11 protein-coding genes are annotated in these 14426 nt (G+C 41.1%); 5 read left to right on the forward strand and 6 right to left on the reverse strand.

The features are described from left to right. The 4 genes from CLV32_RS11780 (at position 1) to CLV32_RS11795 (ending at position 3411) form a co-directional block, all read left to right on the forward strand. Positions 1-891, forward strand: a complete 891-nt coding sequence (locus CLV32_RS11780; protein ID WP_133555749.1) for a hypothetical protein — start codon at positions 1-3, stop codon at positions 889-891. A 62-nt stretch (positions 892-953) separates the two neighbouring features. Next, on the forward strand, positions 954-1991 hold the full coding sequence (locus CLV32_RS11785) for a GTP pyrophosphokinase (protein WP_133555751.1): 1038 nt from the start codon (positions 954-956) through the stop codon (positions 1989-1991). Positions 1992-2169: 178 nt separating this feature from the next. Next, on the forward strand, positions 2170-2613 hold the full coding sequence (locus CLV32_RS11790; RefSeq protein WP_133555753.1) for a JAB domain-containing protein: 444 nt from the start codon (positions 2170-2172) through the stop codon (positions 2611-2613). 378 nt (positions 2614-2991) lie between these two features. Beyond that, positions 2992-3411 carry a hypothetical protein gene (locus tag CLV32_RS11795; RefSeq protein WP_133555755.1) on the forward strand — a complete coding sequence of 140 codons (420 nt, stop codon included), beginning with the start codon at positions 2992-2994 and terminating at the stop codon, positions 3409-3411. A gap of 1416 nt (positions 3412-4827) precedes the next feature. Here the strand turns inward: CLV32_RS11795 and CLV32_RS11800 are convergent. The 5 genes from CLV32_RS11800 to CLV32_RS11820 form a co-directional block, all read right to left on the reverse strand. After that, positions 4828-6012, reverse strand: coding sequence for a serine hydrolase domain-containing protein (locus CLV32_RS11800; protein WP_133555757.1), 1185 nt, complete (start codon positions 6010-6012; stop codon positions 4828-4830). 149 nt (positions 6013-6161) lie between these two features. Continuing rightward, complete coding sequence (locus CLV32_RS11805; RefSeq protein WP_133555759.1) at positions 6162-7052, reverse strand: omptin family outer membrane protease; 891 nt, start codon at positions 7050-7052, stop codon at positions 6162-6164. 47 nt (positions 7053-7099) lie between these two features. After that, positions 7100-8326 carry a family 16 glycosylhydrolase gene (locus tag CLV32_RS11810; protein ID WP_133555761.1) on the reverse strand — a complete coding sequence of 409 codons (1227 nt, stop codon included), beginning with the start codon at positions 8324-8326 and terminating at the stop codon, positions 7100-7102. Positions 8327-8345: 19 nt separating this feature from the next. Then, entirely contained in the window at positions 8346-10211 is a 1866-nt protein-coding gene (locus tag CLV32_RS11815) for a glycoside hydrolase family 30 beta sandwich domain-containing protein (RefSeq protein ID WP_243732296.1), read from the reverse strand. Between the two features lie 264 nt (positions 10212-10475). Then, entirely contained in the window at positions 10476-12344 is a 1869-nt protein-coding gene (locus CLV32_RS11820) for a 7TM diverse intracellular signaling domain-containing protein (RefSeq protein WP_243732297.1), read from the reverse strand. A 237-nt stretch (positions 12345-12581) separates the two neighbouring features. On the opposite strand from CLV32_RS11820, the gene CLV32_RS11825 reads away from it, so the two are divergent. Continuing rightward, positions 12582-13679 carry a hypothetical protein gene (locus CLV32_RS11825; RefSeq protein WP_133555765.1) on the forward strand — a complete coding sequence of 366 codons (1098 nt, stop codon included), beginning with the start codon at positions 12582-12584 and terminating at the stop codon, positions 13677-13679. Positions 13680-13761: 82 nt separating this feature from the next. On the opposite strand, the gene CLV32_RS11830 is transcribed toward CLV32_RS11825, so the two are convergent. Beyond that, positions 13762-14370, reverse strand: a complete 609-nt coding sequence (locus tag CLV32_RS11830; protein WP_133555767.1) for a hypothetical protein — start codon at positions 14368-14370, stop codon at positions 13762-13764. Between the last annotated feature and the right edge of the window lie 56 nt (positions 14371-14426).

Consider the following 14426-nt stretch of genomic DNA (forward strand, 5'->3'; position numbering starts at 1 on the left):
ATGAACTTTTTAGAGCATCACGACACCATCCTCAATGCCATTAACAAATTGATTTATAAATACACTTATATATCAGCAGATGGCGACTTTCCGTACACAGTTACGAATTTAAAAGAAATTAGAGCAATACTTGAACAACTTAGTAAAATCGGGCTTTTTGATGATGATATCGAAAAATTTAAAGCCACAAGTCTTTTTACTACGTCAAATGATCAAACTAGGGTTAGCAGTGAAGAAGATACATTGCTGCGTAATGCCTTTGCGGCAATGCACAATAAGTTAGACTTGTTGTACAGCATTGTTACATCTTCTTCATTAGTTGGAAAAGAGGATTTATTATTAATCATGTTGCCAGAAGTTAAGGGTTTCGATGAACTAGCTAAATATTCAAAAGACCTGCAGAAGGCAATTGAATTCCCTGTAATTGATCCATCAATAAATGGTGACGTCAATATTGTCGGTGCTGATCAAGGATCGATAATATTGTATGTTACGGTGGGAACGATCGCAGCTTTGAAGTTAGTTGGAGCATTATGTTGGTCTGCCGCACTTATAAGAAAAAAGCATGCTGAAGCTGATATTTTTATTCAACAAGCTAAGACATTGGCGCTAAAGAATGAAGCTTTAGAGGGTTTAGTCAGTGCCCAAAACAATCAACTTAAAATGATAACTGAGGCGGAAGCAGCGGCGCTTGCCAATGGTCACTACAACCACAACGACCCAGAGGCTATTGGTCGACTTAAATTGTCAATGGAAACTATTGCAGGAATGATTGAGAAAGGAGCGAAAATAATTCCAATGACGGAGGATAAAGATATACAGAAAGCTTTCCCTGACTATAACGCACTAAGCCTGATTGAATCAACAATTAGGCAACTCAAACAAGGATAATAGCTCCGTAATGTCCGTTAAGGTTGACTCTTATCAACTAGGTGCTCAAGCAATTCAATTCCATGCAAGAAGATATCAATAAATTCAAAGAGATTAGGCACACTTATAATCAGCTAGGTGAAAAGGTTAGTCAGATTATTACAGAGAACTTAGAATTGAAACTTATTAAAACTCACGCAGTAGCTTTTCGAGTTAAAACTACTGATAGTTTTCAAAGGAAAATATTGAATAAAACTTACATAGATCCTTTAAGCGATATAACTGATCTATTGGGTATTAGGATTATTGCATATGTTGAGGACGACGTTAAGACGGTCTGCGCGATGGCTGAAACGCTATTCGTGCTCGATCAAGTTCGCAGCATCAATAAGAATGACGAACTTGGTGCAGACAGAGTCGGTTATAAATCGATCCATTTGATCTGCAAATTAGGAAGTGATCGTACTTCACTGCCGGAGTTTGTGAAATTTAAGGATATGTCATTTGAAATACAAGTGAGAACGATATTGCAACATTCTTGGGCAGAAATAGAACATGACAAAAACTACAAATATTCTGGAGTTTTACCGCCGGAACTCAGAAGGAGGCTAATGCTGCTGTCTGGTACACTGGAATTGGTTGATCGAGAGTTTAACCAGTTATCAAAAGAGATTGATAACTATAGTCAGTCAGTCAGGAAGCATGCGCAAGTCGGCTCATTCGATATTGAATTAAATTCTTTGTCGTTGATGGAGTATCTTAATGTGAAGTTCGATATACTAAAAAGTACGACTGATCTAGACCCTTATTTTATTGGCGAAGATGAACAGATTCTAAAGGAACTATTCAACTTTGGGATTAAAACAATACGTGATCTTGATAATATCATACCTGTTGACTTAATAGAAAAAACACAACATATACATGCTAATTTATATCTCAACTATATCGGTTTGCTTCGAGACATCATGATGATAAGTGACATCGATAGGTATTTAGCCAAAAGTTACACTAGTAATTTTATGCTTGTCAAAGATATGGCACCTTTGCTAATGGCATATAACGTAAATCTCAAAAAGTTTCCAGGGGATCATGTTCAAGATACCCTTAATTACTTTTGAAGTGCTGAAAGCCTATTGTGATTATAATAATTATCCACAAAGGTAAGCTCGGTGTCCTCAAAACACTTAAAGGAACTACGGCATAAACCCGCAGGCGTGCACACCGTCCATTTATTCCGTTCCTCCTTTGCTTATGATCGGATAAAGCTTGGTTGGTTTCCCTAATTAATTAAATCTTATGGTAAACAAAACATTCAAAGTGGCTGAGATAGAACTTGCTTACAAACCTAATTACAAAACAGCAGATAAACCCAAAATCAAGGATTCTAACGGAGCCTGTCAGATTCTGATAGATCATTGGGATCAGAACAAGATTGGTTTACTAGAAGAGTTTAAAATCCTTCTGATGAATAGAGGGAACAGAGTACTAGGAGTGGTCCATATTTCTTCGGGAGGAATGGGCGGAACAGTCGCAGATCCAAAGTTGATATTTGCAGCAGCATTAAAATCATGTGCTAATGGTATAATACTTTCACACAATCATCCATCTGGGGAAACACAACCGAGCCAGGAAGACATAACTATTACAAGGAAGTTGAAACACGGAGGAAAGCTACTAGATATTCAGATACTGGATCACATCATCATAGGTCACGAAGAATTTTACAGTTTCAGTGACTAGGGAAATTTGTAACTTAGAAACAATATACAATTAACAAAACTAGATACAGGTCGAATCTTTTGCGAGATTCTTGCGAGAAATAAATTAGAAAGGTAAAAGCAGGGTTATGAGTCTTTCAGCGGCATGTTAGGCATTGCCTGCCAGGCAAGAGGTCAGCGGTTTGACTCCGCTATTCTCCACTCCCGTTTTAAACCCTTTCAGTGATACTGGGAGGGTTTTTTGCTTAAATGCAAGTTAAGTTGCTGTCTTGAAAGATCATATACGCGTATAAAATGTCCACAAGCTTTTTACAATACAAATGGATTAAAGACTGAATGCAAACTGCTATATTAGAACTGTATTTAAATTAAATAGTCAACTAATCCCTCTCGAAAATTCATGATCAATCGTGACTTCATTTTTTATTGGTTGCGCTGGACGTTGCTATTGCCGCTGTCCATTGCCGTTGGACTGCTCGCTTCATCAGTCATTGGGTTTATTCTATCATTTGTTGTCAGTGAAGCACCGTTAGAACGATACAAACATGCATTAAACCCTTTTATTACCTCATTCCTTTCATTAGTTGTAGCGCGATGGATAGCTCCCAGATACAAATCAAAAGCAACCTTAGTTATTTGCGTTATTTGGCTTGTGTTGATACTGCTGTGTCTATTTATCAGTGTAACTGACATAAGGCTATATGGCGACAGTTATGAACTTAAAGATGGTGGTATGGCAGTTGTCATGATTATTTTAGGTATGTCATCTGCTTACTTATTGATTTGGAAGGGCCTACTGTCTGTTAAGATAGAACGGTAACAAAACGTTTCATTTATAATGCTAAAGGATAGAAATCATTTGGTCCTGTATTGGTTGACGATTCAAAAACATATATCCAAAGCAAGAAAAGGATAGAACCTCCTACTATACTTGCCATCCATATTTTATAGGGATATCACAGGTACTGTAACATACGTTAAAGGTATGTAGTCAACTTCATAAAATATAAAAAGATGCGAGTGGAATCATTTTAGCATATAACCATCCATCTGTGAGATTACACCTAATATACTATCGCTAGTCATAAAATAACAAGCCTCCTGGCCAGGGAAGCTTGTTATAATTCAGCCCTATTTTCGTTTTTCACAAGTTTACTTGATTAACTTCCCGCCCGAAGTTAACCCTCCAATAAACTTGTCCATATGTCAAAGAACATTTGCAACGCCATCCCGGCTGATTGCCTGGTTTGTCAGTTACACGAACCGATAAACCGTTTCAATATTTGCGTTAACAGATATCTGAGTAACATATTAAAATAGTCTTAGTCAGAGATGTTGCCTCCACACATCATCATTTTCTGATTATTTAACTACTAGTAAAGATCGGCATATAAAAGAACCTACGTCAGTGTAGGGGGGTGTTACACCCCCCTCAAAAAAACGGCAAAAGTGGCCTTTACGGTGGTTTAAAGTGCGAAAAAGTTTTTTTGAAAAAAAGCGGAATCGGCCTTTAAACCGCTTTTAAGGCCGATGGTCAAATCTATTGTGCAAAAAATTATACACCCCCCTCAAAGACCTGATAAAAGCGGTTTTTTGATTAATTTGTTAAAGAAACTGGCCTTAAACATGTTTAAAGGCTGATTTAGTTTTAAGGAAATGTTAGAGATTAAAGTAAAGGTTTGTCTATGGCGTTTTACAAAATCGAGGCATGATCAGCCAAATCAAATCTTGATCATTTTCAGAACAGCAAATAATAAATAAATATACCTGCCTATTTTTTTCTAAAAATTTTCGGTAATTTAGTTGAATGGTTTTGGCTGAAATCGGGTTTGTAAGTCGCCATTTAACCTGACTTTATACTAATCAAAAGGTTATACTTTTTTACACAAATTATCCTGCCAGCACCCTTGCTGGTTTGGTTAAAAATTCACCGCACTTTGTACTGACTTTCCGGGTACCTCGTTCGTACCTCGTTCGACAAAAGTCGAAGAAGATCCGGATTTGGTAGACCTGGTTTTGTGTGGGTATTGGAACTTGAATCCTGTGAATTTTTTCTTTCAGAAACTCAAGTCTTGCATCAGGCTATATTGATTAAATTTCAGATTTCCAGACGAAAATTTCCTTGGCTTTTTAGGCTCAAATCAGGCAATATTTTTAGGATTAAAATCCGGGTAAATTGATGATTTTTATTAGGAATTTAGTTAGCAACCATACCTCATTATTGTTACCTGAATAACTATTTAATCTCCCGTCCAACTTTCGGTATAAAGCCATTGAAATAGATATTTTTCTTTGGATAATCTCCTAGTCTCACGATGATCACGTTATTGTCTGGGTTTACATAGATAAGCTGGCCTAGAATGCCTTCTGCGCGATAGTCTCCGGTCTTCAAACTAACTGAATACCCCCCATTAGTTCTTTTTCTGATCGGAGCTTTAAGTTGATTTCGATCTAACATGGCAACAGCACTCACTGAATCTTTAAAATATGTGACGTTGCTGCAGGCCCACCATTGGTTCTTGTAGCCCGACTGAGCAAGCGCTTCCGGATTTGTAGTCCTGTTGATCCAATTTCTGCTTACCACCTGTTTGCCTTCCCAGTTTCCATGCTTCAAATATAGTCTGCCAAGTTTAGCGAAATCTGCTGCGGTTGCATTTAAACAGCAGAAGGCCTTTACCATCTTTTGATCATCCAGATTCCATAGCGCATCAGACTCAGCTCCCAAGGGCTGCCACAGATATTTTGTTAGTAATGTGGTCACTTTCTCTCCACTTACTTTCTCTAATACCGCCGCCAATAATTGGGTATTGATACTCTGATATTCAAAAGTGCTGCCCGGTGCTCTCTTCATTTTAAGACCAGCGATCTGGTTCTTCAGTGATGACCCGTAATATAATTTTGTGATGCCTGCAAATGGGCTTTGTTTATCTTCATCGAAATCTAATCCAGACCTCATATCCAGCACATGCTGTATGGTCAGTTGTTTAAAACGACTATCGTTGTTTTCGAGTTCAGGTAGATATTTAATCACTAGATCATCTGCCGATCTAATAATGCCTTTGTCTATCGCGATCCCGGTTAGCGTTCCGATGTAAGATTTGGCTACTGAGAAGCTTGGGTGTAACGTGCTTTTGTTGCTGTGCTCAGCAAAACTCTGATAGATCAGGCTGTCATTCTTAATTACAAGAAAAGCGTTAGTATTGGTGTTGATCAGCATGGAATCTAAATACGCTGTAAGCTGTTGGTATTTACGCTGACCGGTGGCCTCAACAAATCTGAATGGTAGTGCTGCTTTCGGTATGTCGGCCTTAGCAAATTTGGAACTATCGCTTAAATCTGGTTGCCACCAACGTACTGCCCTGATCGGTGCACATCCAAAACATAGCGTCAAAGCGAACAGGCATAGAATTCCTTTTTTCATGAACGTAAAATTTGATCATGATAAATGTAGAGAAAGCGTAACCCGCTCAACACTTTCTTATCCCAACGCAGTCAATCATTATCTGAACCAGCAATTCTCGTGGCATTCTTTTAACTAACGCCTTGATTCATGGCAGCTACAGCACGGCTCTATAACTTCAGGATCAAACCTGCCGTTACACGGTAACCGCTCCAATCAACACGGTTTAATTGGGTTTTATCAACGGCGCCACTCGTTAAAAATAGTTCATCAAGGCCTTTCCCGGTTTGCCAGGTAAAATAGCCTCCGCTAACCTGGATAGCAACATGCCTGTAAGCAGCATAGGTTAAGCCCAGATCGCCTGTAATGCCAAAGCCCTTAGCGGTATGGCGATAACTGATGGGGTGTTGAAAGTTCTGGGCCAGATTCCAGTCTGATATAGCCTGATAGTTCACTTGATTGTAGCTTAGTGAAGCAGATACCTGGAGTTTTTTAACGAGCTCAATTGCTGCCATGCTTTTGATAAAAGGGCCCTTCCATGTCGCCGTGTAAGTGCTGTTCAAATTGGGAAAGCTGCCGGTCTGGTCGTAAAGAACCAGCGACTGCCTGTTGATCCTGTATCCGGCAAATGCATGGAGGTTAAATTTTGGTTGGTTGATAAGCTTGTAACCTGCGCTGGCAGACCAATCGGTCGCATGGCCCTTATCAGCATTGAAGCGTTCATCGTAAATAATTCCCGACCGGTTATCGCCACTGAAATCCTGATCGGTAACGGTGCCAGAACGGATAAATACGCGTTCGTAATCACCCGACAGTAACAGGCGCTTATATACATTCCAAACTATTGTTGTGCCCACAGACTGTCCGCCCACTTTTTGCCAGTGGAGCTCTGAAAAAATATTTGGGTTTTGGCCAGCAAGGTTGCCTGCAATTGACCATTTCAGGTCCTGATTCACAGCACCTGTACTCAGGCCTATAGATAACTTCTGCGCATTGGATTGCGCCGATAAATGGCAGCTCCATAACGTACAGATAATACAGCTTAATATAAATTTGCTCATCTTCAGTAATTAAGCCCGCCCAAAGGGGCAGGCTTAAACTTATGTATTTATTGGTTAATACCAAATGCTTCCCATCCCGACGCGGTGGCTCTGGTACAGGTCATTGGCTGAGTGCCGTTCTCGCTGGAGATGAATTTACCATTGCTTCCCCTGAAACTCATTTTTCCATCGGCCGTAGGCACCAAGTCAAATTTCTCCCAGTCACCAATGGTGGTTCTGTTGCAGGTAATCGCCTGTGTACCGTTTTCTGAAGACACATATTTATTCATCGAGCGTAGCGCAACTTTGCCATTGCCCGCGTCAACTACTGTAAATTGTTCCCAGGCTTGTGCTGTGGCGCTTGTGCAAGTCATAGCCTGAGTGCCATTCTGACTGTTTACATATTGGTTGTTGAAACCTTTCAACGTAACAGTCTGGCCAACGATAGAAGGGTTGCTGCTACCGCCTGTGATATTGTACACGCGTACATAATCTACCAGCATGTTGGCAGGTAAAGCACCATTGTTGATGGTATTGCCAGGTAAATCGCCACCCACGGCGAGGTTCAGGATGATAAAGAATGGCAGTTGGAATTCCTCTGTGCTATTGATGTTATTCTGAATGTTTCCTGTGTGAAACAGGTTGCCATCAACAAACCATTTGATACTATTCGCATCCCATTCTACCGCATACACATGGTAATCGGTAACAGGATTTGCCTGCGTGTTGCCACCATAATAAACATGTCCGTTGTTATTCCAGTGCATGGTGCCCAGCGTGGTATTGCTGGTGTTTGTTTGTTCCATGATATCGATCTCACCACATTGTGGCCAGCCTACCTGCCCGATGTTGCTACCCAGCATCCAGAACGCCGGCCAGCTACCCTGGAAAGCAGGAAGTTTAATTCTCGCTTCGATACGGCCATATTTTACGGTGAACTTACCTGCAGTGGTGATCTTGCCAGAGGTGTACGGCTGCCCGCCCATACTTTGGTTTTTAGCTGTGATTACCAGGTTTCCACCAGTTACTGCAACATTGCTTGATGAGTAGTATTCTTTTTCATTATTTACATTGGGATTGCCGGTATCAACATTCCATTTGCTGCCGTCAATACCGGTGCCGTTAAATTCGTCAGACCATACCAGTGTTAAGGCCCGTGGTGTTGTTGTTGCAGATAAGGCTGCAGGATCTGCCGTCTCAACAGTTTTGAGGTCTTTTTTGCAGGCCATTGCAGATAACCCTAAAACGAGTACCCATCCGGCACCTTTAAGGACTTGGTTAAATTGCTTTTTCATATTAATTTATTTAGGTGGTTTATTGATTGATGGCAAATGCCTCCCATCCGGAAGCTGTTGCGCGCGAGCAGGTCATTGGCTGAGTGCCGTTTTCGCTGGAGATGTATTTCCCGTTACTTCCTCTGAAAGTAACTTTCCCATCAGCGGTAGGAACCCAGTCAAATTTCTCCCAGTCGCCAATAGTGGTCCGGCTGCAGGTTATAGCTTGTGTTCCATTTTCCGACGATACATATTTGTTCATCGCCCGCAGGGCAATTTTACCACCCCCGGCGTCAACAACAGTAAATTGCTCCCAGGTAGAAGCTACAGCGCTACTGCAGGTCATGGCTTGTGTGCCATTCTGACTGTTTACATACTGGTTGTTGAAGCCCTTCAACGTGACAACAGAGCCGATGGGAGCACTGGTACTTCCGCCACCTGGCGTGCCAGTCCACTTAAATGTTGCTACCGCTCCGGCTGCCAAGGTATAGGTGAAGGACTCGGATCCCCATTTTACTTTGAAGCTTGCCTGACTGTTGCCGCTATTTGATGCGACAAGGACTTTGGAGCCATCGCTATTTTTAAAGGCAACATTCTGTATGCTTCCAGCGATATTGGAATTGATGCGCACTGCACCAGGTCTAACCAGTTTTGATGCATGGGCGATAATGTAATAGCCTACGTTCCGGGAAATGGATGTACCACTTACGGTAATTGCTCCCAGGCAGGTGCTGCAGCCACCATTTGTATGTGGATTGTTGTTTGGATCGGCGGCAAGGTTCCACTCTAAAACATTGCGGCTCCAGTTACGCGTGGCGCCGATGATCAGCGTATTGATATGCCAGCTTAAGTCGCCCGCAAAGTTGCTTGGCGCACCCACCCATTGCTCGGTGAAATACACATTTTTGTTGGGATAAGCGTTGTGTACATCTGTCAGTGTACCTATAGTTCCTGCATACAAATGGAATGCAGACCCATCAACATATTGGCCGGCATTGCCAACAACGGTTGTGGCATAGCTTGGTACATCGGTATTGTGGTCGTACGCAATGATTTTGGTATTCAGACCGGCATTGCGCAGCTGGGGTCCAAGGTTGTTGTTAATAAAGGCGACCTGCTCATTTGCCTGCATCACCATACTTGGATTATTGTATGGGTTAAGTGGTTCGTTCTGTGGGGTTATGGCATCGATGGTAATACCCTGTGCCTTCATTGCCTGGATGTACTTAACAAAATAACGGGCATAGGCATCATAATAAGCGGTATTTAAGCTGCCGCCGGTATAGCCATTGTTACCTGTGGTATTAACTTTCATCCACGTTGGCGCTGTCCAGGGGGTAGCCAGAATTTTGATGTTGGGGTTGATGGCCAGAATAGCTTTAAGGATCGGCAGCAGATCTGTATTTTCCTGTGCAATACTGAAGTTGTTCATATTGACATCTCCTGCCGTTTGGTTATAGGTAAAATCTGACGAACTGAGGTCAGATGCACCAATACTGATGCGCAGATAGCTAACACCAATTTGTCCGTTTCCAGTCCCGAACAACTCATTCAAGACGGCAGCTTTGTTACCACCTAAACCATTCAGCAAGCTGGCGCTACCTCCGGTAAGGGTATATCCAAAGCCATCGATACCCTGATAGGTTACGCCTTCATCAACAGTAATGGTATTGGCATTGGTACCTGCGTCGGCAGCGAAGTTTACGGTACTCTGAGCTAAGAGCGCGCTTTGATCACCCTTGGTTAGGAAAACACTTACGGGGCTTGTGGCAGCGCGGGGTGTAGTTGTGGTGGTGCTTGCAACTTCCGGATCTTCTGATCTGAGGTCTTTTTTACAGGCATAGTTTAGCAGCATGAAGGTCAACAGACCCGCCGCCAGCATTTTTAAACTGGAGTAGATTTTCATACAGGTTTTTGGTTTTTAGAGGATTGGTTTTATTATTTGGTTGCAGTAAAGTTAACGCAATCCGAGCTTTAATAGCAAACAAAAAATGATATAAATTATTGATATATAGATTGTTGTGTGTGTTGTGATACGCTTGCGTCACAAGCTTATTACAAGAAGAATGGGGTTTGGAACCTGTAATGGAGCCTTAGCAAAAATAGCCTGATACGCTACCATCGCAATTGGATTTTTAATAGAATTTGGAGATGAATGGTGGGGAAGTGCTTATTGTGGGGCACGCTGATCTATAACCAGCTTACTCCATCCTTTACTACCGGCATTGTGCAGTTCCTTTTTCATCCCGTCCATGGCTTTTTTAATGCGGATGCTGTAAGACCAGCATGTACTTTGCCGGATGGACAGGATCTGCGATAATTTATGTGACGATATTTGTCCCTTGGTATAATACATTAGAAAGAGCATATAGAATGCTTTGTTAAGGGGGATGCGGGTATTTTGTAAAATTGTATAAGCAATAACGGACTCTTCATATCCGCATTTTGAACACCGTCGACTATAGGGCTGATGTCCATTTCCATACAGGCCATTTCCACATTTCCTGCAGGCATAATTATCTTTCCATTTTAGTTCTGCAAGAAATTTATAACACGTTTCTTTATCTGGATAGATTTGGCTGAACTCTTCAAAATCAACATCGGTAAGCATGATGCGGTCATGACTCACCTTTTCAATGTTATGATGCAATGTAAGGTTGTCGCTTTCCAGTAAAACATTCATCCGCAGGATTTCTTCAGCCTGTGCTTGCAGGCGCTCATTGGCTATGGTGAGTTCCATATTTTGTTTGGCGATAACCGACGACTGCTCTATGATATCCATGGTGCGGTAGGCGACCTGCTGTTCCAGCTTTTTATTGAGTATATCTTTTAACTCTTCGTTACGCTGCAGCTCTTCGATTATTTTGAGTTGCGCCTGGTCTTTTTCGCGCTTAAGCAACCGTAGCCTGTCGCCAATTGCGAACGAGATGAACAGCATTTCCAGGATAAAGCAGCAACTAAGTGTATAGAAATTAAGTGCTGTTACCGGAAGCCACCACAGATCTAAAGCGATCAAGGTTTTTATAACAAACCCAAAAAACAAAAAGGCATACCCAATTACAAAAAAGCGGGCCGGCCGGTAACCTTTATAGAGTACATAGCAGCCTGCTGACAAAGCCACCGACAGCGGGATGAGTTCAATAATTTTATAGCCAAACCAGGTTTTATTAATGAAGAGGCAGGCGAGGAAGAATAAACTACGCGCCAAAATAATAAGGCTAAGCAATTTGTTGAATCGGGGGGCATTGTCCCGTAAGTTGAGCAGGCTCTGTGTGAAAAGGATGGCAAAGATGCTGGCAAAAAAAAGCGCTATGCCATAGGCGTAGTGATTCCAGGATGGGGCCATCTGCCATAAATACTGGTAGGCGATCCCATCTGCGCACATTTCGTACAGGCCAATGCTCAGGTTATAGCAAATGTAATATAGGTACTGACGCTGCCGGAGGGCTATAAACATCATCAGGTTGTATAATCCAAATACCAGGATCATCCCATAAAATATCCCGAAGAAAAAATACTCGTCCAATGCGTAGCTGATAAACCAATTGACTGACCGGAGTACGATAATTACATTGGCCGACTGGTGTGAACGTAATTTGAAATAATATACGTTACGCTGATGTTTATATCTGCTCAGGTTTAGTCCGAAGTTTTTATGGCTATACAGGCGATCTGTAAAAGGGCGATTGCTCCCCAGCTGCGTCACTTCAAAGGTATTATTTGGAGCTGGGGCATATACGGTAATGCTATCTATGGTCTGATCAAAAAATTCAAGGATCCAGTCGTTCTTTGTAGGGATGGACTGGTCGAGCGTGATGCGATACCAATATGTAGCATTTACATCTGTCAACTGAGGTGTGGGGGTAGTGTTTGGTTTAAATTTATTTTTGTACTGTGGACTCGTGACCTCGTAAATACTAAGCTTATTATTATAGTCTGTAAATTTTTCTATCTCGTGCAGACGAAATACATGTTGCTTTTCTGTATCGGTAACGGGTACTGCTACCTGTGCCTGTACTGAGTTGATACAGAATATCATCAGAAAAAAAAGGCATAAAAAGCCGTGACAAACTTTATGCATAGATCATATCGTGCTGTTGAGCTGCGTTGCCAGCAATAAAAAAAGCTGGCAAATCAGGTTTATATTGGTTACAGCAAGCTAAGAAATTTTCGTCTGAAATAATAGTTGTTAATTTTCTTTAACAATCTCTGGCATCGGAATACATTCTTCTGGTTGTATGACAACAAAAAGGTTAACCGACTTGTTAGGTTTGTAATGAGAAAGTATATGCTATTTCTGATCTTTTTAATCCCAGTGATTGTGGATGCACAACAAGACACTTTAATGAAGCAACCTGGTTCGGGTCGTTATCTGCAGGGAAGTACTGCAGGGATTGATATCTATGATGATGGTACATTTGCATTATATGGATATGCTACCTTGCTCTGGGGTAAATATACACTTGAACATAATAACATCAGTTTTGTACCCGACGTTCCAAAGCAACCATTTGTTATGCTCGGTAGAAAAAATACTTCGATCAAAAAGGGGATTAAACTTACGTTTGCAGGATCATTTAATAGAAATGGGTTAACCTATGTAAAGTTTGATGCTGCTGAAATGATGCGTGTTTTTGCTGAAGGCTACCCAACAGGAGAATCGAGTTTTACCAAACAAATTGCGTACCGACCGGAGACGCTAACTCTTGCTGAAAATTACGATCAAAATTTCTATCAATTTAATACCAATAGCTTTAAGTTGCCAGTTCATTTTAACGATTTTCTTTTATACTACGCTGCCGGCTCATCTGAACAACGACCGTTTGAGGGTACTCTGGAAACAATTGGCGACACCGTTGTTCTGGATACCCGTTGGGGCAAATTTGAAAAGCAGACAGAGGTAAAGGATGTTGAGTGGGATACCTATATGAAGCGCAGTAAAAAGGAAAAAAGTCAGGAGGATAAAAACACTGTTTTTTATTTTAATGATCAGCTGAAGTCGGCAACGGGCGTAAACTATCTTACCGAAGAACCTTCTATTTTTGATATTAAGAACTATACATTAGATCCGGCCAGCAATAAGTTTATTCGTAAAGATATTTACAAAAAAGGCGTTGATTATACCAAAGCGAAGGTGGCGGATTACCATGATGAGCGCTACATGTTGAGTTATGAGCGAGTTCCGCTTACCAGTCAATCGGCTACAGATTTTGTAACGGGTAAAAAAATATCAAAGGCTCTATTTGTAAATAAAGTTAGTTCGCGCAAGAAGGTTGGTGATGAACCTGTTTTGATTGTTCCGGTTACAGTAGAGCCGCCTGTCAAAATAATGCCGACAAAGGGAATTCCTCCAGAGTCCGGCAATAAAAATTAAGCTTGACAAATGGGAAAGATAAGTTTCGAAATAGTTGATTTAGAATACCCTGAAATGCTCAGGGTATTTAGTGTATAGGGTGCTAAAAATGATTTCTCTCTTCTTCCTGCCGTTTATTCCGAGCAACTTGGTCTTGAATCTTCAATTTGATTTGTGCCTGAAACAACACTTTCCTTGATTCAAAATACATCTTTAAGTCGTCATTATTTGCTTTGATCCGCGCTATAATTCTTTCTTTTTCCTGTAAGGCTATAGGACCAATCAATGTGGCGTCAGATTGCTGAAAATGAAACTGTAGGCGCATCAGGCTTCCTTTGAGTGCACCTTTAACTGACTGCTGAGGATATTGTACCGTTTGATGAACAGATAGTAATCCGCTTTTGACTTCCAGATCGTACCAAATCTCGGTAATCCCATTAGTCAAACCTGTTGCGATAAAACTATTCCCAATTAGGCTGGCTGCGATTTTATCATCAAGATCTTTTGTAATGATCCCTTTGTCCACATCCTGGATTTCAAAGTCATTGAAAATGTAATGTTTTTCAAAAATAGCTATTGTCTTGTCCTCTAAAGCAGCATCTGTTAATAGAATATCTTTGATATTGGCAATATCAGTGTTAACTGCAGGTTCTAAGCTGGTGTAGTAAGCATCTGCATTAATTGTGAAAATGTCAAAAGTCTGTAATTGCATAGGGTAACCTTTTTCGATAAGTATAAATTATAGGTGAATTGTACCTTATTCAACAC

The sequence above is a fragment of the Pedobacter duraquae genome (genome assembly GCF_004362245.1).
Classification (GTDB): domain Bacteria; phylum Bacteroidota; class Bacteroidia; order Sphingobacteriales; family Sphingobacteriaceae; genus Pedobacter; species Pedobacter duraquae.